The organism is Mucilaginibacter lappiensis (genome assembly GCF_050433765.1).
GTDB classification, from domain to species: domain Bacteria; phylum Bacteroidota; class Bacteroidia; order Sphingobacteriales; family Sphingobacteriaceae; genus Mucilaginibacter; species Mucilaginibacter lappiensis_A.
The window spans coordinates 252,647-278,489 of the sequence record NZ_JBNPWP010000003.1; the positions used below are offsets into that span (position 1 = coordinate 252,647).

Annotated in this window: 14 protein-coding genes and 1 pseudogene; 11 read left to right on the plus strand and 4 right to left on the minus strand. The window is 43.7% G+C overall.

From position 1 onward, the window contains the following. Positions 1–2 precede the first annotated feature (2 nt). The 3 genes from M2273_RS11260 (at position 3) to M2273_RS11270 (ending at position 5,354) form a co-directional block, all read left to right on the plus strand. Positions 3–680 (plus strand): hypothetical protein, encoded by a 678-nt coding sequence (locus M2273_RS11260; RefSeq protein ID WP_429396779.1) that lies wholly within the window; start codon positions 3–5, stop codon positions 678–680. Between the two features lie 11 nt (positions 681–691). Then, positions 692–1,636: a hypothetical protein gene (locus M2273_RS11265; RefSeq protein ID WP_429396780.1), complete on the plus strand. Its 945-nt coding sequence runs from the start codon at positions 692–694 to the stop codon at positions 1,634–1,636. A gap of 121 nt (positions 1,637–1,757) precedes the next feature. Next, positions 1,758–5,354, plus strand: a complete 3,597-nt coding sequence (locus M2273_RS11270; RefSeq protein WP_429396782.1) for a family 43 glycosylhydrolase — start codon at positions 1,758–1,760, stop codon at positions 5,352–5,354. 272 nt (positions 5,355–5,626) lie between these two features. Here the strand turns inward: M2273_RS11270 and M2273_RS11275 are convergent, their stop codons facing one another. The 3 genes and pseudogenes from M2273_RS11275 to M2273_RS11285 all read right to left on the minus strand — a co-directional run. Beyond that, on the minus strand, positions 5,627–5,914 hold the full coding sequence (locus M2273_RS11275; RefSeq protein ID WP_429396784.1) for a hypothetical protein: 288 nt from the start codon (positions 5,912–5,914) through the stop codon (positions 5,627–5,629). A 240-nt stretch (positions 5,915–6,154) separates the two neighbouring features. Continuing rightward, positions 6,155–6,511 carry a nuclear transport factor 2 family protein gene (locus tag M2273_RS11280; RefSeq protein WP_429396786.1) on the minus strand — a complete coding sequence of 119 codons (357 nt, stop codon included), beginning with the start codon at positions 6,509–6,511 and terminating at the stop codon, positions 6,155–6,157. Between the two features lie 51 nt (positions 6,512–6,562). Beyond that, positions 6,563–6,796, minus strand: a pseudogene (locus tag M2273_RS11285) (beta-L-arabinofuranosidase domain-containing protein); the annotation flags it as partial. Positions 6,797–7,107: 311 nt separating this feature from the next. On the opposite strand from M2273_RS11285, the gene M2273_RS11290 reads away from it, so the two are divergent. After that, positions 7,108–7,374, plus strand: coding sequence for a hypothetical protein (locus tag M2273_RS11290; protein ID WP_429396788.1), 267 nt, complete (start codon positions 7,108–7,110; stop codon positions 7,372–7,374). Positions 7,375–7,457: 83 nt separating this feature from the next. On the opposite strand, the gene M2273_RS11295 is transcribed toward M2273_RS11290, so the two are convergent. Further along, positions 7,458–9,815: a TonB-dependent receptor domain-containing protein gene (locus tag M2273_RS11295; RefSeq protein ID WP_429396790.1), complete on the minus strand. Its 2,358-nt coding sequence runs from the start codon at positions 9,813–9,815 to the stop codon at positions 7,458–7,460. A gap of 109 nt (positions 9,816–9,924) precedes the next feature. On the opposite strand from M2273_RS11295, the gene M2273_RS11300 reads away from it, so the two are divergent. The 7 genes from M2273_RS11300 (at position 9,925) to M2273_RS11330 (ending at position 25,843) form a co-directional block, all read left to right on the plus strand. After that, complete coding sequence (locus M2273_RS11300) at positions 9,925–11,517, plus strand: histidine kinase (RefSeq protein ID WP_429396792.1); 1,593 nt, start codon at positions 9,925–9,927, stop codon at positions 11,515–11,517. Further along, positions 11,514–12,218 (plus strand): LytR/AlgR family response regulator transcription factor, encoded by a 705-nt coding sequence (locus tag M2273_RS11305; protein WP_429396794.1) that lies wholly within the window; start codon positions 11,514–11,516, stop codon positions 12,216–12,218. Before M2273_RS11300 ends, M2273_RS11305 begins: the two co-directional genes overlap by 4 nt. A 504-nt stretch (positions 12,219–12,722) precedes the next feature. Then, on the plus strand, positions 12,723–19,409 hold the full coding sequence (locus M2273_RS11310) for a cellulose binding domain-containing protein (protein ID WP_429396796.1): 6,687 nt from the start codon (positions 12,723–12,725) through the stop codon (positions 19,407–19,409). 9 nt (positions 19,410–19,418) lie between these two features. Next, positions 19,419–20,363, plus strand: a complete 945-nt coding sequence (locus M2273_RS11315; protein WP_429396798.1) for a PorP/SprF family type IX secretion system membrane protein — start codon at positions 19,419–19,421, stop codon at positions 20,361–20,363. Positions 20,364–20,697: 334 nt separating this feature from the next. After that, a complete protein-coding gene (locus M2273_RS11320) occupies positions 20,698–22,365 on the plus strand; it encodes an RICIN domain-containing protein (protein ID WP_429396800.1) in 1,668 nt (555 codons plus the stop codon). Positions 22,366–22,681: 316 nt separating this feature from the next. Beyond that, positions 22,682–23,935, plus strand: coding sequence for a glycoside hydrolase family 88 protein (locus tag M2273_RS11325; protein ID WP_429396801.1), 1,254 nt, complete (start codon positions 22,682–22,684; stop codon positions 23,933–23,935). Further along, entirely contained in the window at positions 23,936–25,843 is a 1,908-nt protein-coding gene (locus tag M2273_RS11330) for a glycoside hydrolase family 97 catalytic domain-containing protein (RefSeq protein WP_429396803.1), read from the plus strand.

The window sequence follows — 25,843 nt, forward strand, 5'->3', positions numbered from 1 at the left end:
ACATGAAAACTAATAGAACAACATATTACTTTTTTACACTGTTAGCTGCGGCTTTAATGATGACCACAGCCTGTAAAAAAACATACATAAGTGGTGGTGGCACACATACCGCTAAAACATCACTAAGTACATTTGATTATCTGCAAAGCCATCCTTACCATATTTTTGATACGCTTACCACCATTATAAAACACTATAATATGGTGGATGAGGTAAACAAAGCAGGTACCTTTTTTGCAGTTACAGATTATTCAATAAACAGGTACCTGGCCCTGCAAACCCACCGCGTTCAGTTAATTGATGAAAATAACAAGTTCACGATGGATAGCTTGTACGCCAGGCTAACTCCCGATTCATTGAGGCAATACTTGTTTACCAAGCAAATAAAAATCACCGATTTTAATGATGAGTTAATTCACGTGAATACCAATCTTGCCAAATTATCGTGCGGTATACTGCGTATAAAAAGTACTGATCCATCCTATTATACCAACTCATCGGCGCCGGTTTACTTCCTGTATTATGTAAAAATCAGGGGGGCAATTGATGTGCCGGGGCAATTGCCCACACCGGCAAATCCGGCCGATGTTACGGTAGTTTGCCAAACGCAAGGGATCGAAACTTCATCGGGAGGCATCCTGCATGTGCTATCCAACACCCACACTTTTGTAACATTTTAATTTGCACTACGATGAAAAAGAACTTTATATATTTATCATACCTTGCTTTTTTACTAACCTTAGTTATCTGTGGTTGTAAAAAACCAGAAGTGGGTTACATCAGCAATAACCTCAATTATAGCCCGCAGTTGCTTATTGTACCCCAGGGCTTAACCATGTATTCAAATTCCATCAATTCAGATCAGTCAACCCAGCCTTTAATGGTTAAATTGTTGGCTATCAGGAATAAAATTACGGGCAAGCCTGCTCCTGAACTTTTGCAGCCGGATACAATCAGTACATTTTCTGGTGAGATTACTGACGCCGATTCAACGCTTGCATTGTTAAATGCCAAGATCACCAAAAGCCTGAAACCACCATTTCATGTAAACCCCATAGGTGGCAGGCTTGAATTTAGTACAGCTACCGTGAATGTTGATTCGGGGTTATATACTATTGATGTAGAGGTAAGCAATCAAAGGGGAACAAAAACACTGCTTAACGCCTGTGATATTCAGCTGGTGGCTAAAATAAATTCGTCTATTGGCACCACGTTTTCCTCCTATTCAGATGTAGGGGCCGAAACTAATTTTATTACACTGCCCAATCCTGAAGCAACCATCGAGCGTACGGCCGGTCCTGATAAAATTATTATCAAGGTGGTTGATAAAAACGGAAAACCCTTTAACCCATCAGCAGGCGAGGTTATAAACAGGGGCGACAGGGGGAATTTTGCACAAATGAATCCATATTATCCGATGGTTAAAACCGTAACAGGCATGGAGTGGGGGTTCCCGGTTTTGCCAAATGGTTTCCCTATAAAATTAGGAGCCAACGGTACACTGAGTTATTACAGGATACCAGGCACGTTCAATACGTTAAATAAAAATGTGAACTTGGCTTTTGATGCATTTAAAGTGTATTCTCCAGGTACTTATACACTTACGATTACCTTGCCTACAATAACAAAAAAATAAAAATAAAATAGTTGATCCTGGTTAATTTAGTTGAAACGAAGATGGCCGTCCTGCAAAGCGCAGGCGGCTTCTTAGGCTTAGTTAATATCAACAAACCGAAGGGTTATTTATACTTTCTTACATGAGTTTACAACGGTGTGTTTTACTGACTTTTATTCTGTTTGCATGTTTCATTACCGCAAAGGTTTTAGGCCAAAGCCAAGCCGTTTCGGCAGGGAATGGTAACCCTATAATCCCCGGCTATTTTGCCGATCCGACGATAAAAAAGTTTGGAGATACGTTTTACTTGTATACAACAACCGATGGTAACGGTGGAGGCCTGGGACCGTCACAAGTATGGACTTCTAAAGATTTTGTGAACTGGACAATGCAGGACATGAACTGGCCTACCACACACAATTACTGGGCGCCTGATGCAACCCGGGGTAACGACGGGAAGTATTACCTGTACTATTGCCAGCCCACAGTTGAAATATATGGGGCATCAGCTTCGACACCGGTTGGACCCTGGACACCTTTGTATGCCGATAATAAACCCGTACTGACCAATTTATACGTTCCTGGTGTAATAACGCTTGACGGGCAAACATTCAGAGATGACGATGGCAAATTTTATATGACCTGGGGCACCTGGGGTATTTACCCGGGTTATGGGTGTGGTATAGGGCTTTTAAACCCCGATATGAAAACATTTGCTAAAACAGCGCAGATACCCAATACCGATGCTAAAGATTTTTTTGAAGGTTCATTCCTGTTTAAGCGCAAGGGTATCTATTATCTGATGTATTCATCGGGTTTTTGCGAAAATGAAACCTATCGGGTACAGTATGCCACGAGTAAGGCCGGGCCGATGTCTGGCTATGTGTATGGGAAAAACAGCCCGATACTTACTACCAATGCCGATGGAACGATTCATGGGCCGGGCCATAATTCGGTATTACAGGTTGGGGACGATTATTACATTATATATCATCGCCATAATAACCCGCATTCGGGTGGGGGCTATCACCGGCAGATCTGTGCCGATAAGCTTGTTTTTGACGCGGATGGCAATATTGAAAAGGTAATCCCGACGCACACAGGCATAGGCTTACTGGCGAAGACCACTAACCCGTACCCCAACCTGGCTTATCAAAAAAAGGTGACCGCTTCTTCATTTTACAGCGACGATTATAAGCCGGAATTCGCAGCAGACGATAATAACGGAACTTTGTGGAAGTCTAAAGATAACAGTACGGCTCCGGCATGGTTACAGGTAGACCTTGGCGCTGTGACGACAGTGAAAAAGGTGCTGACGCAATTTGAATACGCCACCTGGTATTACCAGTATTTTATTGAATACTCCATCAATGGAAAGGATTGGCAAATTTTTGCTGATAAAAGGGACAACCGGTGGCACGGCAGCCCCGTGATTGACGAAAAGGAGGTAAAAGCACGGTATATCAGGTTGACGATCACCGGGACGGAGTACCCGGGTTTATATAAGGCGGTGTGGAACTTAAAGGTGTTTGCTGACAGCGGCCACGATGTTGTTCCGGTTAATATCAATCCGCCGGCAAACAGAGCCAGCTTCAAACAACAGGGTTTACTTATCGATGTTGACGCGGATGGCCTGCAACCGGGAACGATGGTTAAGGAATGGGCCAATAAAGGCAGTTTAGGCAGTTCATTCCAGACACAAGGCCGGTCCCCTTATGTAGATTTAGTTGTGGGCAAAAAAGCGGTTGTTTTTAAAGCCGGGCAAACTTTGAGTTCGGGCTTTAACGTGCCATATTCGCTGGCTGGCAATAACAGTTATACGGTTTGCTTTTGGGCTTATACAGGCCAGCAAAAAGGCGAAAACCCGGTGCTTGACTGGGCCGATGGGGGTGGAGAGTTAACGGTTGCCACTTTCGGTTACGGTAGTAACCGCGATATGGGCGCCGCCCGGCATGGGGGATTTGCGGATCTTCCGTACCGAAAGGACATGGACCTTACCGGCAGGTGGCATTACGTCGCCATCAGTTTCGACGGTACGTTTGAGAAAGTATATGTTGATGGCGAACTGAATAACCTGGAAAATAAAATGCTTTTCGTAAAGCCGGCCGCTAAGTTTTTGATCGGCGGTCAGCAAGCCGGCCCTGGTCGTTTTTCAGGGGCCTTAGCTTCACTTCAGGTTTATGACAGGGTTTTGCCCGATACAGCGATAAAAGCGGCCTTTAGCCACGTAAAACAGCCAGATGTAGCCGTTTACCTTGATGCGGCCAAGCTGCCTTATGGCCAATTAAAAAGCTGGGCTAACGATGGCGAAGCGGGCGGGCGTTTTACACCTGCAGGTACGCCGCCCGAGGTGAGGGATGCGGCCGGGCGGATAGCCGTTTATGTAGATAGTAAACATTCCCTGGTATTAGATAAGGCCTTATTCATCGGTAACGGCAATGAAGGTTATAGCATAGTAGCCATGGTATACAGTAAGGCATCTCAGCAGGGCAAATTTGTCAGCGGTTTTATGCCTGCCGCGATCAAAAATAATGAGGGTTTAAAATTTAATGCAGGTGCAGGCAAATGGCACCTGCTCGTTAAAACGTATACAAGTAACCTGGTAAAGGAATACCTGGATGGTTATTTGACCGGCACGAAACGGTCAGCTGTATCCGCAAAAACAACAGGTATGCTGGCACTGGGTGCTGCGGATGCGCATGGTTTTACAGGTTCGATAGCCAGCCTGGTGGTCTATAAACATGCGCTGACAGCTGATGAAATCAACGCCATGGCTGCTACCTGGCGTCAAAATATCCACCGGCCTGCCGGGGCTGACCTGGTTTATAAAAAACTACCCAAAGCCTTATCGCCGGGAATGATAGCCATGGAAGCGGGTTTGGCTAACCGGTCTGCCGACCTGCAATATCTTTTTTCAGGTGGAGATGAGTTAATACCCGGTAACTGGACTGATAATCCCTATTATATCGATTATGGGCTTTCCCCGGGTAAAACTTACCGGTACAGCTATAAGGTAAGGGATAACTTTGGCAATGTTACTGGCCCTTCTGCCGTAGCGACCGCCAGCACCGGTTTATCACAGTTTGTGATAGCCGCGGATGATTTTTCAATCCGTAAGGATTTTACTACAGGCGATGTGGCAGGCTTCATATGGGATGGGATGCTGGGTAAGGGTACTACACAGACTAATACCAAAGTAGTAGCAGGTGACCATGCGCTCCGGATGGCATCCGTTGGTACCAACTGGGATGGAAATTCACCCTACGGTCCCTTTTTATACAAAAAAGTGAAAGGTGATTTTGTTGCCGAAGTGGAGATCACTAATGTGAGCGGGCTGGCTGAAAAAAAAGTGGCGGGAAACCATGAGGCAGGACTAATGGTGCGGGTGCCTCGCGGTGAGACAAGCGGTAGTGGAGGTGAGCAGCTTTTACAAAATGGCATTTTTCCTGCCTGGAACGTAGGTAATATGCTCACCAACCTGATGGATGGTGACCGCAGGCAAACCAACGCTCAATCTGCCTGGAATTTTAACCGTTACCTTCAGATCCAGCGCAGCGGGGATATTTTTTATATCCGCACCAGTAATGATAATGTTCACTGGGTGGATCTGCCCGGCAGCCCGGTTTTACGCACGGATATGAACGGTAAGGCAGTGCAGGTTGGGCCGTACCAATGCACTTATGGGCCGCAACCTGGATTTGGGGACTTTGCAAATTTTAAGCTGGTATGGGCCAGGTGATTAGGTGATTTTGCTTATCAATTGATTGCTGTACGAAACAGTGTGTTGACTGCTTCATTATCAAAATAATGATATGAGCCTCCGACTGGAAAATACGGAGCATCTTATAATTAAAAAACTCGGATCGGCGGCGAACAAAAAGGTGAACAAAGTTAAATAGTCGTTTTTAATTTATTGATTTGTAGATGAAAAGGGGATTGGGCTGGCATCCTGCCGTGATTAGAACCCGCATTACCTTCCCTGTCTATAAATGGGATTATCAGAGTTACCGATCAAAGAAATTCTAACACTAATTGCTCCCATTCCTTTTCCAGAGATAGGTTCGGGCGGATTTGCCGTGCTTTGCTATACCAATAATCGGCGTTCCCAATATCACCTTCTTTACGATGCAGGTAGGCATGGACCCACGCCGATGCTTGATCTTCGAGATGATCAACCTGTGCATGCGCTTTATGCCAATCGCCTTTACCATCATACCAAAGACTTTTCAACTGTACAGAGTACTCGCTAAGGGGCTGTTCTAGATTTAATGATGCTTTAAATTCCGTTAAAGTTTTCATTTTGCATTAATTTTTTCGACAATCAACGTTAAAACGTGGTTTGTAAGGGAGCTTTTAATAATTCGAGGTTTGTTAGACCACATAGTTTCGATTCATTACCGGCATCAAATCCTATAATCTTCGTAAAGGTCCTAAATTAATCGGGAAAATTAACCAGGATCTATATATGGGAAATTACTGGAAAAAATTAAATAGCAGTCATCGCTATTGTTCTGCTACTGACAATTTTTTTAAGGTGTTTTATTTTGGCTTGGTTTCGATAACAAAAGCTTTTAATTCGGCCATTTTGCCATCGCGAAAACGCCAAACATCGCAGTAGGAGTAGTCAATTACTTTTCCGTCTTCGTCCTTCATGCTGATTTTACCAATTGCTGAAACAAAATCACCTCCTGCGATTAAATTTTCGACGTCAAACTCCGGTGGTTCCACGTATACCTCTTTCATATACGCTCGAACGGCTTCCTTTCCCATTAAAGTCTTGTCGCCTACAAATTCCCATTTTATATCTTCGGTACATAAAGATAGGAACCCTTCATTGTCGCCTTCAGTCACAAAAGTATTTGCTTTTAATAGTATATCCTTATTATTTAAACTCATGTTTTAATAAACATTATCAGTACAAAAAGTTTCATTACCCCCGATAATTAATCATGTTGAAGCAAATGTATAAGTCTCAATTTTACCGGCAGCAATATCTTTCAACATGGCTGTTCCACCCGGTGTGCCGCCAATATAACCGCTTCCTTTTTTGTCCTGGCAACGTTTGAGTTCTGCCAGCATATAATTAAGCCGCCTGTTTAGTTCTGCATCATTGGTAGCAGCATACATATTAGCCAGTGCAGATAAATAGTGCCCACCAATATGGCCATCTAAACCAATATTTTCCCAGTTTCTGAATAGCTATACAGATTGTTTTTTCCTTATTTTTCTATACACAGTAATCCCAGCCAAAAGGATGGCCAATCCTGACAGATGATATTAAAAAGGGTGCTGTCTGGGCATCGGATTTCGAATAGCAGCCAACACTACAAAGAAGTGCACCTAAAAATATTTTTATTCTCCCCATAATACTTATTAGTCACCGGGAGAGGGAAAAACGTTACAATAATTTTTCTTTTTGTTACGTGATGACAATTTTCCGTGTCTACTTATAACATTATTAATAACAAAAAGCAAAGCTGTATTAAAACTGTATGGTAAGGGATGTTACCTCCTACTTTGCAAACAACGTCTGGCCTGCAAAGAAAAGGTTCTGCTTCAGTTTGCCCGTAAGGCCCGAAGACCCGTTGGCTAAATATGATGATTGGGGGCAATTATCGTTAGCTGTGGAGTTTGGTTATCATACTTTTCGTAACATCAATGAACCAGGTGAAAGCCGGCCTGGTAAATTCATGCTTCTTTGGCGGCAAAACTCCGGTCGCTGGCAGATTACCAGGGTTATCAGTTTACATCAGCAATGAAAGTTTAATCACCAAATACACCTCTATATTGATAACAGAACCACTGAGAAAATCAATTGATAAGCGTGGTATATTAAATATGCTTAGTCCCGGTTGCCAGTTTTTGCCTGTCGTGCCGAACCATCGTTGCTGATCTTGTAGGTTAAACTCACTCTGTACCGTGCACCGTTGAACCGGCTCATGGTGGTAAGTGAATAATCCTGTCCTGTTACAACCGTACGATAGCGCCGGGTGTCGAAGATGTTGGTCGCATCAGCGGCGATGGAAAAACGGTCATTTAACACTTTTTTACTCATGCCGAAATCAACCCATTGCATGGCACGTATCCGGGTTTGTGCGGTTGAGTTAGGGCCGTTATAATAGTAGCGTGTTTGTATGCCCAGTGCCTTTGGCAATTTAACCTGTACAGTAAGGCGCCCACCCGATGAGGTGCCGGTATAGTTGAAATTGAACCCGTTGTAGCTGCCCTTTTGGCTGAAACGATAAAGGTTAAAATCAGCATTCAGTTGTAAAGCAGTAATGGGATTATACATGAAGTTAAGCTCAAAACCGTGACGCTGCTCCCCGGAGATATTAACCGGTATCGTAACAAAATAGCCTTCCGGATCACGATAAGTATAATCAGAAATAGGTTTGGCGATATGCTGATAAAAGATAGTTGGGTTTATCGTAATGAATGAGCTTTGTTTTAAGAACCCTAACTCATAAACATGCGCGTATGATGGGTTAAGGTCAGGATTGCCTATTTCCCTTGAGGAGAGGTCGGTAAGTTCAGCGAAAGGTGATAACTGGTAGAGTGAAGGACGGCTGATGCGTGTACTGTAGTGCACCTGCAGCTGTGATGTGGTATTTATTTTATAATCAAGATGCAGCGTAGGGAAAAACCAGGTGTATGCTTTCTTTGGGATATGATAATTCTTATCGTCCTCAAACCTTACCGCCGTAGCTTCCATACGTAATCCGGCAAGATAGCTCCACTTTTCGTTTTTGTCACTTAGCTGGCTATAAGCTCCCTGTATTTTTTCGTAGTAACGTAAGTCGTTGTTTATGTTATCATAGATCGTAAAATTATCTCCTGTTTGCTGTTCAGCTACAAAGCTATACCTGACACTCCGGTTCTCTGTTTTTAAGCCAGCTTCAAGCAATAGGTTGCCAGTCAGTGGTTGTACCCAATCAGACTGGATCAGAAGATCATGATTAGCGTTTGTATTATTGGTGCGAATAGCGGGATATTCCGCCTTTTCCGGTGCTACCTTATCTGTTTGTAATTGCCAGTTCTTATGACTGTTCCACCAATCGTATTGAAGGTCAACAGTCCATTTTTGCTTAGGCCTTTTAAATAACTGGGTATAGTTATACTCCAGCTGGTTGTAATTCCGGTGTTCCCGGGATTCGCCGCTACGTTTGAGTGTGCTGTCCGGTTGAAGGCTGCTGTAATCGTAATTTAGCCAGGTTTTGTCATGATCATGGGTACCATGCCACAGGTACGCGGCCGTCATGGTTTGTTTTTCACTCAGCTGGTAATCTGTCCCTGCATAGAGCATTTTACCATCGTCATGCCGGTCTTCATCCTGAAGCATGGCTAAATTATTAGCAGGAGCAAATTGGTTGGAGGAATATTTGCCCTCGTAGTCAGATTTGCGCATGCCCATGGTGGAAAAGAAATTGAATTTTTCGGATTTATAATTAAGGCTTGGGTTTAGGCGGGTATCATTTGGAATACCGGCCATTACCTGCACCTGTCCGTTGAAACCTGCTTTTTTATTTTTTTTGAGGATGATATTGATTACACCGGCGGTGCCGGAAGCATCGTAACGGGCAGAAGGACTGCTGATAACTTCGACCCGTTCAACCTGCGCCGCCTGCAGCTGTTCCAGGGCATTGCCTTGTACCAGGCCTGAGCGGCGGCCGTTAATAAGAACGACAACCCCGGGGTTGCCACGAAGGCTGACCTGCCCCTGCGGGCTGACGCTAACGGAAGGTATACCATTCAGCACATCGCTCACGGATCCGTTCTGGGAGAGCACATCTTTGCCCACTTCAAATACTTTTTTATCCGGCAGGATACTTAAGGCTGATTTTTCGCCGGTAACAACTACTTCAGCAAGTGTTTTCGCATCCGGGGATAATGCCAGGCCGGCAAGCGCCAGCTTTTGGCCTGTACTGAGTCGAATCGTACGTGTTATAGTCAGGTACCCCATAGACCTGCACTCAAGGATATAAGAGCCGGGTTTTACCGGGCCAAGCACAAAGGTTCCTGTTTCTCCGGTCATAACACCGCTTACCGGTTTGTTCAGGCTATCCAGCAGACTCGCTGTTGCATATGGCAGGGGCAAACCGGTTTTTTTTTCAATCAGGGTACCGGACACCGTTTGCGCTATGCCCTGGTGGGAAAGCAAGATGAAAAGGAAGAATACAAAGAGTTTTGCTACATAATTCATGAAGCAAGATTATAATGTATAATTCACAGCTGCCACTAAAATGCTGTCAGCTGCACTATTGCCTTTTTAACTGCACTAAAACTTATCTAATTCAATTTATCTTTACCTCATGCAAAAGTGGCTGTTAATCCTGTTGTTGTTTTTCCTGGTTTCCTGTACACGTGATATCAGGTATACTGCAAGTGATGCAGTAGTAGATACAACTTCAGCCGGCCAATTTCATGCACGCGTGTATATCAACCTGCAAGAAAAGAAATTTGCGACTCCGCTCGGTGTACAGGTGCACAGTTTCGGCGCTTTTGATGTTTACTGGGATGGCATAAAAGTAGGCCGGAACGGTATCCCTGCAGTTGCGGGTTCTGCAGAAGTGCCGGGTACTGAAACCAGCTACTACCAAATACCTGATGCGCTTTCGGGATTGGGAAATCACCTGGTGGAAGTAAAAGGATCGCAAATGCATCTCAGGGAGACAGGTCGGATAGTCATGGCTAAGCCCGAAAGTTACCTTAAGTTACTGCGACAGCCGCTGATAGAGCTTTCATTAGTAAATCTTATGGCGGGTGCTTTTTTAATAGCGGCCATTTACTATGCTTTTTTATATATCAACAGCCAGGCGCGACCGAAAACAATGTTGTTGTTTGCACTGATCTGTTTCCTGTTCTTTTCGCTGCTGGCAATGGAGTACATCAAGTTTTACATTGATATTCCCTATACCCGCTTTTATACCAGGCTGAAAATTGTTGGCTGGCTTACTTTTGCCATTGCGCTGCTTATTCCCTTGTACTTTGCCATTCACTACCGCTTACCGGGAACCGGTATTTTTATAGGTTCGTTTACTGTTGTCCTGTTAGCCATTTATATAATTAATTATGAGCATTACGACCTTACCGCTCATTTGCACAGTCTGGCCTTATGGATTGCTTCGGTGCTCGTATTGCTGTACGCCCTCCTAAAAAAGCAAAAAGGCAGTACGCTGGTACTTATGGGTTTTGTTTTATCTATGGTGGTTAATCAGTTTATGTTTTACGATTTTGGTTTGTACATTGCCTTTACCATTATTCTGCTTTGCATATTATACCTGCAAACAACCACATCAAGGCAGTTGGAAGAAGCCCATCAGGCGTCTCTGCTGTTATCATCGCGTCTGCAGCTCGAACTGGTGAAAAAAAATATCCAGCCGCATTTTCTTCGCAACACGCTTACTTCGCTCATTGATTGGGTGGAAGAATCGCCTGCCGATGGTGTAAAGTTCATCAAGGCCCTGTCGGGCGAATTTGACCTGATGATGGAAATGGCAGAAGAAACATTGGTATCCGTGCGGCGGGAAATAGACCTGTGCAGACATCATCTTGAAGTGATGCAATACCGGAAGGAAATAATATATATTTGGGATGAACAGGGTATAGATGACCATGAGATGATTCCGCCGGCGATTATTCTAACATTAGTAGAAAATGGGGTAACCCATAGTATCCCTGTCAATAACCGCATTCGTTTTGTTTTTAATTTTAAACGGTCGGGACACATTAAGGAATATGTATTGGAAACCTATGGCGATAACCGCGTCACTGAAAAAGCATCGGGCGGAAATGGATTTAGGTATATTAAGGCAAGACTAACGGAAAGTTATGGAGATAACTGGCAATTCAGTGCAGAACCGTTTTCCGGGGGCTGGCGCAGCAGTATTCAGATAAGTATATGAATATTTTAATTATCGAGGACGAGATGCGTATAGCACGGCGGTTAGCCCGTATGGTACGCCTGTATTTTGAACAGGAGGGAGCCTCACTTATAATTTGCGATGACCTGCAGGACGGCTTAGCTTATCTGGAAAAGCATACTGTAGAACTGCTTCTGCTCGACCTTAATTTGAACGGCAAGGATGGCTTTACGGTACTGGAAGCCATGGTATCACGCTCTTTTCAAACTATCATCGTGTCTGCATACACCGATAAAGCCATAACCGCATTCGCTTACGGCGTGCTTGATTTTGTACCAAAACCATTTGACGAGGAGCGTTTGTTCCGGGCGTTTAAAAGATTAGACAGAGCCAGCCCTGCTGTCACGGGATATGAATTGAAATATCTGGCTGTGCGTAATAACGGCATCATCAAACTTGTAAATGTAAGTGATGTACACAGCGTTAAAGGAGCGGGGAACTATAGCGAGCTGCGGTTATACAATGGCAATAGTTGGCTGCATGATAAAAGCCTTGATGCAATTGAACGGCTGCTTCCAAATGACCAGTTTGTGCGTATACATCGTTCATATATCATCAGATGGCTGGAAGCTGTAAAACTGTTAATAGAGCCGGGAGGCAGATATTCCATAGAACTGAAAAATGGAGAGGTGCTTCCTGTGGCACGTTCAAGGTATCCATCGTTGCGCAATATATGTTTATGAAAGCGGTACAATGAGGGTTTATTGATCTGTTAGCATCCTTGTCTCAAACAATTCTCGAACATCTTTATTAAAGTTTAAATGGAAAAGCCGTGGCTAAAACTATGGCTCTTTTACTAAATAACCAATGTCGCCTGGCATCCGGAAGATTTCAATTCATCCAAATTCATGATTTTTATTTTTACCCCCTATGATTGCTCCCAGATCCCCCCTTGGGTTTCCATTTTGGAGGCGATATTTGGTTATTGATTCACAAATCAATAACCAAATATCGCCTTACAATTTGCCTGAGTTAATGGATAAACAACAACTGTAATTTTTACGACCAAACGAGGGAAACCTTAAAAAAAATAATCACCTGAAATAAGTGTGACACGCTATGGTTGCGAATGCATAGTAATGGAAATTTAATATTCAGACTATCACATTTATTTCAGGATAGGAGCAGGAAACCTATATGTAAACTGAAGGAAGTAACCAATGATTAAATCGGTATAAATTGAAAATATGAGAAAACAACTAACCTATTTTTTTTCGTTAATTTTTGTGGCATTACTTTCTATTACTGGCCTGGTGTACCGGGCTCATGCCCAAACTTTTGTGCATCCCGGAGTTCCTTTCACCCGGGCAGACCTGGATCAACTGAAAGGCAATATTACCAAAGAGCCCTGGCTTACAGGATATAACTCCCTCAAAAGCGATTCGCATTCGCAATTAAGCTATTCCATGAGGGGGCCTTTCGCAACGGTAACCCGTGCGCCTAATTTAAACAATCCGGCCTGGCTGGATGATATGATCGCTATTCATAACCTGGCGTTCATGTATGTTTTTACAGGCGACTCCGCGTACGCCCGAAAAGCCACTAATATGCTGGATGCCTGGGCAGTTACTAATACCAGCTGGGGCGGTGGAGAAAACATGCTCGATATTGGCGACCGTGTAGCTTACTTCGTTGCAGGGGCCGATATCCTGAGAGGTACCTTTCCGGGATGGACAGCCGCTAATGATACACATGTAAATAATTATTTCAGAAATGTTTTATACCCGACTTCATGGGTACCCAACCCTTTAAGAGATGCAAATAAAGGAGCCCTCCAATTGGGAATAGCAGTGGGTATTGCCGCTTATCTGGGCGATCAGGCACTATGGCAGCAGGCCATTGAAGTATACCGCATGGATGCGGGTGGAGGATTACGCAATAGCTTACCTAATGGCGAGGTAGGCGATTCGGGACGTGATGACCATTGGTTTGAGCAAATTCAGGCGCTTGGATGGAGCGCGGAAGTAGCTTGGAAACAAGGTGTTGACCTGTTTTCGGAATTTGACAATCGTTTGCTTAAAATCAGCGAATTATATAGCCAGTATAGCCAATCGCCTGCCGGCACCTTATCTTTTGTACCATACGGGGCCTATGCCAGCTATTGGACCAATTGGGGAATCCCTCCCGGGTATGTTCACAGGCATCCGTTTAACAATATTATTAAGGGAGCGTATGCGCTGCGTAAGGGCATTCCAACCCCATATACCGAACAAATACGGGCGCTGGCAGGCGAGGATGGCTTCTCCTTTTTATATTTAAAGTCGGCAGACACCTCACATGCCACCCCATTAACGCCTGTTGTTTATCCTGCCGATCTCGCTCAACCGGTTAGCAACCTCAGTAATATTGATATTGGCAGTACTGGTTTAACCGGTTCCGCGTCCTACAATAATGGTACCTGGACGGTGAAGGCGGCAGGGAAATCGGAATACAATGCGAGCAATTTTACTTTTCAACAGGCTAATGGCGATGTTGGTATGATTATGAAGGTTGAAAGTAACTCCATGAATACAGCTGTTACAGGTTTGATGATCCGGTCATCGCTATTACCAACAGCCAATTATGTAGCTGTAGATCTGGGCGGAAACGGCAGCGTTTGGGCAACAGCCAATGGTTCCAGCGCGCAAACATCTTATTCCCATTATCAGCCGAAAGCGCCCTGGTGGCTAAAAATAGAACGTGTAGGCAACAGGGTATTTGCTTACCACTCGCAGGACGGTATCAACTGGACAAACCATGCATTGTACATTATTGCGCTCCCGGCCAACACCTATATTGGTTTTTATACCATTTCCAATAATACTTCGGCCTTAAATACGGCTATACTAACCCATGTATCTGTTAACAGTACATCCCCTACAGGGGCGCCTCTTATAACCAGTGCAACCTCGGCAAGCGGAGTAGTTGGTAATACATTTAATTACACCATTACAGCAACCGGCAATGCAACAAAATACAATGCTACAGGTTTGCCTGCTGGTTTAAGTATTGATACACTTGCGGGTGTTATTACCGGCACCCCAACAGCTATAGGCCAAAGTGTGGTAAATTTACAGGCTACCAATGCTAATGGCACAGGAACGGCCAGCCTGGTTATTAACGTAACCAGTAACACGGCCCCGGCAACACCGGCGGGTGTTACCGCCGCGGTAACCAATGTTTCAAATATCAGCATTGCATGGCCTGCAATAGCAAATACAAGTAGTTATAGCGTAAAGCGTTCACTCTCGGCAAGTGGTCCTTTTACTACCATTCAGGACAGTGTAACCAGTACCTCTTATATTGACGCATTGCCCGTGCCCGAGGTAAACAATTATTATGTTGTTACGGCCCTGGCCGGAACATTGGAAAGCGGAAACTCAAATGTGGTTTTTGCATCGGTTCCGCCCGCGGCGCCAAATCAGCCGGCGATTGTCAATAAAAACAAAGAGATTGATTTAAGCTGGGACACTGCCTCAGGAGCAGCAACATATAACGTAAAAAGAAGCACCGTAAGTGGTGGTCCTTATACAACCGTAGCCAATGTGCCGGGTACCAGTTACGCCGATGTGAATGTAAGCAACGGAAGCCCATATTATTACGTGATTTCGTCAGTTGGGCAAACCAAAGAAAGCGCAAATTCGATAGAGGCATTCGGAGTTCCTGGGTCTGGTTCTTATACCTGGAAACCGGCATCCGAAACGGATTCATTAAAACTGGCTTCCAATTGGGTAGAAAATGCTATCCCGGCAAGCCCAGCCATTATAACGTTCAATGCATCGGCCGATACTATTTTGACTAATGACATTAAAGGGCTGGCGGTTTCGCGGATGCAATTTAACGCGGGTGCGAACAGTTATACCATATCCGGCGATACTATCCATTTAAGGAATGACCTGGTTAACAATGCCACAACCTCACATACCCTGAGCATGCCTGTTGTGCTGGATACTTTGCTCAATGTAAACACGATAACCGGTGGTACGGTATCCCTCACCGGAGGGATAAGCGGAAACGGAAGTTTGCTAAAAAACGGTATAGGATATCTTTATATATCAGGAAACAATACCTATACCGGTACCACCACATTAAACGGCAACGGGCAAAGCTGGCCCCCTGTATATGGTTTGGAGGTATCGGGCATTGGTACCGGAACACCTTCGGCTCCAACATCCGGCCCGTTGGGAACAGGTAAGATCATTATGAACGGTGGGGCATTGTTTTCAGTGAATGGCGATGCAACCTTTTATAACGACTTTGAAATAGCTGCCGGTAAAACCAGTTATTTTTATCAAACCAGTAACGCAATAAACCTGCGGGGCAAGCTTTTGGGTAGCGGCACCATTATACAGGATGGCAACGTTTACGCGGGCTTACACCTTTTTGGCGATAACAGCAATTTTACTGGTACTTTTGTATCCAAATTACGTAGCGGTAACAACCGGGTGCGTTTTGAAGTCCCCGAATCAGGCAGTGCCAAGGCCTACTGGAACCTGGATGCCAACGGAAATGACTGCCAGGGCATACTGTTCGCTACGGGAACCATCAGTTTTGGCGCACTTACCGGGAGAGGGGCGATCCGGACAGATGCCGGGGGTAGTCCTACAATCAGCATTGGGGCATTAAACCTTAGTACAACCTTTGGCGGCATTATGTCGGGTTCTATGAATGTAGAAAAGATAGGTGCCGGCGTGCTTATTTTTACCGGAAATAACTCATACAGTGGTACAACCACTATCAGGGGTGGAAAACTTCTGTTAAACAATGATCCGGCATCGGGGGTTTTTAACAGTCCTCTTACAGCAGAGGCCGGTTCGTTCGGCGGAACAGGTAAGGGCACAATGGCAGTTACCATTGGAACAGGAAGCGGAACAGGCGCAATCCTTGAACCCGGGAACCAGGCTGTTGGTTCTTTGATAGCCGGTTCCTTAACCTTAAAATCTGATGCTACCTACAATGCTGAAATTGATATGGGTAGCGCCACTGGCGATAAAATAACAGTTACCAGTGTTAGCCTCATTAACAACCCTAAATTATCAGTAACGGGCACTGCAGACACGTTGCCATCAGGTGCAGCCTACACCATTATTGATAATACAGGCAGCACTGCCATTGCCGGAACCTTTAAGGACCTGCCTGAAATGGCTTTAATTATAGTGGGCGATTACAATTTTCGCATAACTTATAAAGGTGGAACAGGTAATGATGTGCAGTTGCTGGATGACCGCACTTTGCCCGTTACCATTACCAGCGCATTGGCCGATACCGTTGTTGTTGGAAAGTCTTTTACCTATACCATCGGCGCTATCAAAGCGCCCAATAGTTTTTCGGCAACTGGCCTTCCCGATGGGTTGAATATTAACACAGGTACGGGAGTTATTTTAGGTACCCCAACCCAAACCGGTGTTTTTCCCGTTACTCTAACCGCGTCAAACGGAAATACCACGAGTACGGTAACCCTGGTTTTAACCGTGCAAAGCAATATTGTTAGTGGGTTACTGGTTGCGGCGGGAGATGCTAAAAATATAATAGAGTGGGGACCCGTGTCAAACTTTACTTATAAGGTTAAACGTTCAACTACTTCGGGCGGACCTTATACCACAATTGGGAATGTTAGTACTACAAAATACACTGATGTAAACGTTACTAACGGAAGTACCTATTTTTATGTTGTTACCTCGATTGACAGTACTGTTGAAAGCCCAAACAGCACTGAAGTAATTGCAAAGCCCAATATTGGCCAAAACGATTATTATAAATTTGATGAACCAGGCGGAACAAAAGGGATTGACGCATGGGGAGCTAATCATGCCACGCTTGCGGCCACAGGCAGCCGAGGCACCGGTAAGTATGGGCAGGCGCTCCTGCTGGATGGAACAGCCAATGCCTATGCCACGCTTCCATCGGGTATTATGAGTACGTTAAATGATTTCACCATTTCTGCCTGGGTGCGGATGGATGCTATTACTACCTGGATGCGCGTATTTGATTTCGGATCGAGTACTACCCAGTATATGTTTTTATCGGTTCAAGCAGGTATAACAAGCGGGAAATCGATTGTGCGTTACGCGATAAAAAACGGGTCGGCGGCTGAGCAAAATCTTAACTTTAATTATACTTTTCCGCTCAATACCTGGACTAATCTGGCCATAACCAGATCGGGCAGCACCTGCACCATGTATATTAACGGTGCCTCTGTAGCGTCTACCACGGGTATCACCATTAAGCCATCGGCGCTGGGAACAACAAGCCTTAATTATTTAGGAAAATCGCAGTTTTCTGCTGATCCAATGTTCAAGGGAGCGATTGACGCGTTTAAGATCTACAGCAGAGCGTTAAGTGCGTCAGAAATTGCTGATGGCCTTTTGGGTGAGCAAATGATTGCCTTTAACCCGATAACTCAGAAAGTAATAGGCGATCCGGATTTTGCTATCAATGCTACGGCAAGTTCCAATTTGCCGGTAAGCTACACGAGTTCAGATACTACAGTGGCTACGATAGTTAACGGTAAGGTACATATTAAAGGTGCTGGAACAAGTACGGTCATAGCATCCCAAACCGGTAACGAGCAATATACAGCGGCAACTCCTATAAGCCGCATATTGAAGGTTATCCCGCTTAACCTGCAGGTGCAATACCAGGATGGAGATGCCGGGCAATTGACCAATAACATTATCCGTCCTTATGTGAAGATAATGAATGCCGATTCCGTTGGTGTTGCCTATAGCGAATTAACTATGCGCTACTGGTTCACTGCAGAAAATTACGCGGGCGTTAATACGTGGATAGATTATGCCCAGTTGGGAAATAGTTATGTAAAAATGAAATATGTTTCTTTAGCTCAACCCCGTAATGGCGCTTTTGGTTATATGGAATATAGTTTCACCGCACCAGGGAATCTTGGAGCTGGCAGCAATACCGGGCAAATACAATCCAGGCTTGCCAACCAGGACTCGGGAAATTTGAATGAGGCAGATGATTATTCTTATCAAAGTAATACTGGCAGCTATGGCGCTAATAACCACATTACGCTTTACCGTAACGGTATGTTGATATGGGGAATTGAACCGACTGATGTTTCCCCTCTTACCAGCCTGAACGTATTCTATCAGAATCAAAACCAAAGCACAGGCAGCAATACCATCAGCACTTATCTTTCCATCAATAATACCGGGAATGTGCCGGTAGCCTATGGAGATATCACCGCGCGTTACTGGTTTACCAAAGACGGGACACAAAGCCTGAATTACTGGATAGATTATGCTAAAAAAGGCAGCGGTAACATAAGCGGCAACTTTGTATCATTAGGTGCCGCGCTTAACGGTGCCGATACTTATTTCGAGGTAGCGGTAAACGCTGCTGTGGGCACACTTTACCCCCTGAGCACATCGGGCAATATTCAGTACCGTATAGCCAAATCAGACTGGTCAAACTTTAACGAGCTGAATGATTACTCGTACCTGCCCAAAGATGTGATGAAGGAGAATAACCATATTACTGTTTATTACAAAGGGCAGTTAATTTATGGAACGGAACCTGGTATAACAGGGACCATGGCATTAAAGAATACCACATTAGCGGTATCCCCGCCGCCAATCACCGTAAATGATGCAATTGTAGTGCACCCAGGTCTCTCGCCCAATGGCGATGGCATCAATGATTTCCTGACCATAGACGGGTTAACGGCATACCCCAATAACAAGTTGATGATCATGGACCGTAATGGGGTTAAGGTGTTTGAAGCCAGGGGCTATGATAACAGCTCAAAAGTATTTGACGGACATTCCAGTATCAATGGGGCCATCCAGCGGCCCGGCACTTATTTTTATTCGCTGGAATACAAGGCAGGTACTGAAAATAAACATAAAACAGGTTTCATTATCATTAAATACTGATAGCACGATATGATCCCGGATATCAATAAGATTAATAGTGACAAGAAACCCCTGCTTGTCACATTAAGCCTTTGCCTGTTACTTATGGTAACAGGCAATAGGGCTGTTGCCCAGCAGCAAGCTTTTAGTTATACACAATACATGGATAACTTAACCCCGTTTAATCCAGCCTATTCCCTGCTGGATAAGGCCGGGTCAATTAATACACTGGCCCGCAGGCAATGGGTAGGGGTAGACGGGGCACCGGTAACTTATCTGATCACGGGTAATCTCCCCATTGAATCTATCAATGCTTCTGCAGGAGTGATTGTATTTAATGACCAGGTTGCCATAGAATGCCAAACCGAGGCAAATGTATATTTTGCAAAGGGGATACAATTAGATTCAAGAAGCATTTTAGCGGTATCGATAAATGCCGGTGTACGAAACTATACCGCCAATTATTCAACCCTGGATGCCACAGATCCAACCTTCAGGAATGATGTCAGGGGAACGAAACCCAATATGGGGTTTGGCGTTATGTATTACACCGACTGGTATTATCTCGGCGTATCGGTGCCCGAACTCACTATAACCAGTCTGGGGACAGCATCTGTACAGGATAATACCAATTTCAGAAATCATTATTATTTCTCCGGGGCATTGATAACCAATGTAAATGAAGATATAAAATTCAAACCGGCTACACTGTTCTCCTACGCAAAGGGGGTACCGCTTACTGCGGATATATCCGGTATATTTTATATGAAAGGAACATTGGGACTTGGTTTAAACTATCGTACCGATAAAGAAATGTCGGGGATCCTTACTTTAAACATTAATGCATTCCATGTGGGCTATGGCTATCAGTTCGGTACATCATCAACCAATTTGGGGACCTTTAATAATGCCACCCATGAAATATCCCTAAGTTATCGTTTTGGCAGGTGGGCATCCGATCCAAAATTGCTGTAATATATCTGGTTAATAAAAGAATAGTAAAATAGGTAATGCAAAGCAATCCTAAATACCTGTCTTATAAATTGTGATATCGATAAAATAATTAAATATTATTAATTATTACCCCCTTAAATGGTCTATTAACCCCTCATGACTATTTATTATTTACTATATGTTTGGCTTGCAATTATTACCTAATAGTCAACACGAAAGCCAGTCTTTTTACTTTGGTTACATTTTTTTACTAATTATTTCTTTACGAAATAATTGAGTTTGGTTTTGCGTTTTGACAAATTTTTTGTGCTGAAACCAATTAACCAATTTATATTTTAACCAAAAATCTAAAAAAATGAAGTCAAAAATTCTAATTTTTCTTAGTTGTTTATCCCTGATGTTTACATTGGGGTGTAAAAAATCGACTTCGCTTATAACAGCGAATAGCTCGTCTGCACCCACTTCCAAACTGGAAGTAAACGCAGTTTCAGCGTTTATTCATCCGGGCATGTTGCACAGCCAGGCAGATTTTATCAGAATGCAAACCATGGTTAGCGCAGGTGCGGATCCCTGGCTCTCCGGATGGAATAAACTGACAGCAAACACACACTCCGCATCAACCTATTCCATGCAGGGGCCTGTAGATACGGTTTACAGAGGTTCTGGCTCTCCGCAAAACTATTCAAAGTTATATAATGACATCGCCGCTGCTTATCAAAATGCTTTGCGTTGGAAAATCAATGGCGATGTAGCCTGCGGAAATAAGGCAGTGACTATTATGAACGCCTGGTCGTCTACCCTGACAGCTATCGGTGGATCTGCAGACAGATGGCTGGCTGCCGGTATATATGGTTATGAATTTGCCAATGCAGCCGAGATCATGCGTGACTATAGTGGTTGGTCAGCAACAGACTTTACCCGGTTTAAAAATATGATGCTCAACGTATTTTATCCGATGAACCATGATTTTTTGATAAATCATAATGGAGCCTGTATAACCAATTATTGGGCAAACTGGGATTTGTGTAGTATGGCATCAATTCTGTCGATAGGCATATTATGCGATGACACCAATAAGTTTAATGAAGCGATAACTTATTTCAAAACCGGTGCCGGCAATGGGTCAATTGATCATGCGGTGCCATTTTTATATAATTCAGGTCAGTTAGGCCAGGGACAGGAATCGGGCCGGGATCAGGGACATCAATGTTTGGATATTTCTTTGTTGGGTGCATTCTGCCAAATGGCTTATAACCAGGGCCAGGATCTATTTGCCTATGAAAATAATAAAGCGCTGGCTGTTAGCGAATATACAGCCAGCTATAATCTTGGAAACACAGTACCTTTTACCACGTATAATTATGCCAACGGACAAAATTGTACGCCTCAAACACAAACGGTGATTGCGGAAGGTGGCAGAGGAGACATTCGCCCAAGTTGGGAGTTGATCTATAATTATCAGAAATCACATGGTATTACCGGAACAACCTACAGCGGCCAGTATGCTACTAATGTAAGGCCGGAAGGTGGTGGCGGCGATTATGGGCCAAACAGCGGAGGGTATGATCAGTTAGGGTTTGGAACGTTAACCCATTCTGTAGGGGCACAGCCCATAACCAATGGCACTTATAAATTGATTAATCGCGCCAGTGGAAAATACCTTGATAATTTGGGTGCAACTACTAATGGTGCAAATGTGGGTCAATGGGCTTCGAGCGGCAGCAATAATCAGAAATGGGTATTAACCTATAGCGGTGGTTACTATAAATTAGCTTGTGTAACCGGTAGCAAATGCCTGGATAGTTATGACCATACCGCCGATGGATCAACAGTTGCACAGTGGGCAAGCGGCAGTAGCACCAATCAGCAATGGACAATCATACCTGTAGGTTCTTATTACAAAATTGTTAACCGCACCAACGGTAAATGTCTGGATTCAGGAGGCGGAGCTACGGACGGAGCTATCATGCAATTTTGGCCAAGTGGTAGTAGTAACAACCAGCAATGGACCATTGCGCCATGATATACTTGTTGCAGTAAAAAAGAACGGAAAACCTATATTTAATTAAACAAAAACGGCGTGAGTGTATAGCTCATGCCGTTTTTGTTTAAACCATCCCCCTTATTTGACCCATCAAACCCCCTTGTGAGTCTTTGTTTTACTCTACTTTCGAAACACGATTATAAACGATTTTTCCGGATATGCTTTGCACATATCATTAAATCCATTTAGTAATTATTAATCTACCCCCTTGTATAAAGCAAACGGCTTTATATATGATTAATGAATAGATTACTGTGAGGTATGTGGTAAGGTAAGTAGAAATAATAGCAAAATTATGAAAGGTAATTACTTGAAAATTTGTTCTGATGTAGTAAGTTCCAATATGGTGTTAATCATCCTGTTTTTCTTATTTGCAGCATTTCAGGTGGATGCTCAAATCAATTTGCAGGTATTACCCAATATAAATTATTGTGCAGCACAGGCTCAAAAAACATTAAACACTATTCCCGCAGGTGGTAATAACCTGCCCCGTAATGTAGATAACGGTAAAACAGACTGGCGTTATGTAAACTATCAGGATTGGTGCAGTGGTTTCTGGCCCGGAATATTATGGTATTTATATGAAGGGACCCATGGTCAAAAATGGAAAACAGCTGCAGATAAATTCACTCGGGAGTTAAAGCCTGTTTCTGAACATAGCGGTTTTGATCATGATCTGGGTTTTATAGTATTTAACAGTTTTGGCAACGGATATCGGCTAACCGGAGATCCGGAATATAAACAGGTTATATTAAGATCGGCAGATTCACTGGCTACACTATTTAACCCCAAGGTAGGCACTATTTTATCATGGCCGGGAATGGTAAAAAAAATGAACTGGCCACACAATACTATTATTGACAATATGATTAACCTGGAACTGTTATTCTGGGCTTCAAAAAATGGTGGCAGCAGGAATTTATATGACATTGCGGTTAAACATGCCGAAACTACGATGCATAATCATTTCAGACCCAATTATACTTCTTATCATGTGGTGGTATACGATACGGTTACCGGGAAAAAGATAAAAGGAATAACCCATCAGGGTTATGCGAATAACAGTATGTGGGCCAGGGGACAATCATGGGCTATATATGGCTTTACCATGTGCTACCGCGAAACCAGGAAAACGGAGTTTTTAGATTTTGCACAAAAAGTAGCAGATGTATATTTAAGCCGTTTACCGGCTGACCTCATACCTTATTGGGATTTTGATGATCCGGTTATACCCAATACCCCTAAGGATGCTTCGGCTGCATGTATAACCGCTTCGGCATTATTGGAGTTATCAACCTTTGTAAAGGATAGAGCCAAAGCCAGTATTTATCGCCATAAAGCCGAAGCTATGTTGCAAACGCTTTCTTCATCAGCTTACCAGAGCCGTGGTGTAAATAATGCCTTTTTACTGCATTCAACCGGACACCATCCTGCAGAGACGGAGATTGATGCATCGATCATTTATGCCGACTATTATTATCTGGAGGCCCTGCTGCGGCTGGAAAAATTACAACATATCAAAGCTTATCACCTTTATAAATCACGCTAAATGAGACATTTTCTATTGGTTATGGTTTCATTTATCACCTTAACCGCCAGGGGACAAAATACCATAACTAACACTCCTGTTAATCTACAATCACCGGATCAAAACCTGACGTTAAAATTTAATCAAAAATCATTTATTGGTAACAAACGAATGATGTATTATGAAGTGAGTTATAAAGGTAAGGAGGTGATAAAAGAATCGGCATTGAATATACAAATGGATAACCAGCTCTCAGAAAAGGCAATGGCTTTAAAAATAGATCAGCATAAAGACTGGTGCGAAAACCTGGAAATAAAGGAGATCAAAACAGTAACCCATGATACCACCTGGAAACCGGTAAACGGCGAAAGTAGTCAGATAAGGGATCATTACAACGAAGTAGATATTACACTGGTAAAAGACGATAACCCGATATATGTAGTGCAGGTGCAGCTTCGGGTTTATAACGAAGGTGTGGCTATACGCTATTTCTTCCCTGAGAATGTAAAGGGAACTTATTATAATGTAACGGCAGAAAATACAGAATTTAGCTTACCACCCGGCACACAAGCCTGGTTTGCCAATTGGGCACAGGCGCCTTATTATAAACTGCCATTATTAAACTGGCCCGGAGAAAGTGAGCGCCCGTTAACTCTTGAACTGCCAAATGGTTTATTCGCAACACTTGCCGAGGCGCAAATGGTAGATTATGCACGTACCAAATTTAAGTTAAGCACCAATAAGCCCAATACCATTATTACATCAATGTTTGGTGAGGCCCAGTTGATATCGCCGGTGTATACTCCCTGGCGGGTAATTATGGTGGCAGAAAAACCGGGCGATTTAATTGAACATGACTATTTGATACTTAATCTGAATGAACAAAGCAGAATAACCGGCAATACCGATTGGATAAAATCAGGTAAAATTATGCGGGTGATGACACAAACCACCGCCGATGCGAAAGCCTATATTGATTTTGCTGCCCAACAGAACCTGCAGTACATATTATTTGACTGGAAATGGTATGGGCCGGCCTTTAGCTTTGATTCCGATGCAGCAAAGGTTGCCATACCCGATTTCGATTTACCGGGAATTATTCAGTATGGTAAAGACAAAGGAATAGGGGTTTGGCTTTACGTTAACCAGCAGGCACTGTTGGCACAAAGTGACAGCCTGTTTGCCCTATATTGTAAATGGGGGGTAAAAGGTGTCAAATTTGGTTTTGTGCAGGTGGGATCACATCGTTGGACCACCTGGGTAGAGAAGGCTATACAGCAGGCGGCAGCCAGCCAGATGATGGTTAATATTCATGATGACTGGCGCCTTACCGGCGAACAGCGCACATGGCCAAATCTGATGACAGCCGAAGGTATAAGGGGTAACGAAGAAATGCCGGATGCCACCCACAATACTATTTTGCCCTTTACCCGGTACATAGCAGGTCCGGCTGATTATACGATCTGTTATTTTGATAAGCGGATAAAAACTACTCATGCCCACCAGCTGGCATTGGCTGCCATTTACTATAGCCCAATTCAAACTTTATTTTGGTACGATAATCCATCGCAATACCACCAGGAACCTGAACTGGAATTCTGGAGCAAAATTCCTACCACCTGGGATGAAACAAGGGTGATACAAGGTGTGCCTGGTCAATTTATTACTACCGCCCGGCGCAAAGGAACAAAGTGGTTTGTGGGAACCATCACTAATAATGAGGCGCGAAAATTACAACTGTCGCTAAATTTTTTATCAAAAGGGAAAAAATATATAGCCAGTATTTATTTCGATGATCAACGGATAAAGACAGCCACACATGTGAAAATAACCCATCAAAAAGTAGATGCTTCAACGATTTTGGATATTAATCTAAAGGCTTCCGGTGGGCAGGCGATTTATATTACAGACGAAATGCAGAACAGATAA

Excerpts from the sequence above, each read along its gene's own strand:
- M2273_RS11310 (WP_429396796.1), top strand. The coding sequence starts at position 12,723 with ATGAGAAAACAACTAACCTATTTTTTTTCGTTAATTTTTGTGGCATTA.
- M2273_RS11300 (WP_429396792.1), top strand. The coding sequence starts at position 9,925 with ATGCAAAAGTGGCTGTTAATCCTGTTGTTGTTTTTCCTGGTTTCCTGT.
- M2273_RS11270 (WP_429396782.1), top strand. The coding sequence starts at position 1,758 with ATGAGTTTACAACGGTGTGTTTTACTGACTTTTATTCTGTTTGCATGT.
- M2273_RS11280 (WP_429396786.1), bottom strand. The coding sequence starts at position 6,511 with ATGAGTTTAAATAATAAGGATATACTATTAAAAGCAAATACTTTTGTG.
- M2273_RS11290 (WP_429396788.1), top strand. The coding sequence starts at position 7,108 with ATGGTAAGGGATGTTACCTCCTACTTTGCAAACAACGTCTGGCCTGCA.
- M2273_RS11295 (WP_429396790.1), bottom strand. The coding sequence starts at position 9,815 with ATGAATTATGTAGCAAAACTCTTTGTATTCTTCCTTTTCATCTTGCTT.
- M2273_RS11305 (WP_429396794.1), top strand. The coding sequence starts at position 11,514 with ATGAATATTTTAATTATCGAGGACGAGATGCGTATAGCACGGCGGTTA.
- M2273_RS11325 (WP_429396801.1), top strand. The coding sequence starts at position 22,682 with ATGAAAGGTAATTACTTGAAAATTTGTTCTGATGTAGTAAGTTCCAAT.
- M2273_RS11330 (WP_429396803.1), top strand. The coding sequence starts at position 23,936 with ATGAGACATTTTCTATTGGTTATGGTTTCATTTATCACCTTAACCGCC.
- M2273_RS11315 (WP_429396798.1), top strand. The coding sequence starts at position 19,419 with ATGATCCCGGATATCAATAAGATTAATAGTGACAAGAAACCCCTGCTT.
- M2273_RS11320 (WP_429396800.1), top strand. The coding sequence starts at position 20,698 with ATGAAGTCAAAAATTCTAATTTTTCTTAGTTGTTTATCCCTGATGTTT.
- M2273_RS11260 (WP_429396779.1), top strand. The coding sequence starts at position 3 with ATGAAAACTAATAGAACAACATATTACTTTTTTACACTGTTAGCTGCG.
- M2273_RS11265 (WP_429396780.1), top strand. The coding sequence starts at position 692 with ATGAAAAAGAACTTTATATATTTATCATACCTTGCTTTTTTACTAACC.
- M2273_RS11275 (WP_429396784.1), bottom strand. The coding sequence starts at position 5,914 with ATGAAAACTTTAACGGAATTTAAAGCATCATTAAATCTAGAACAGCCC.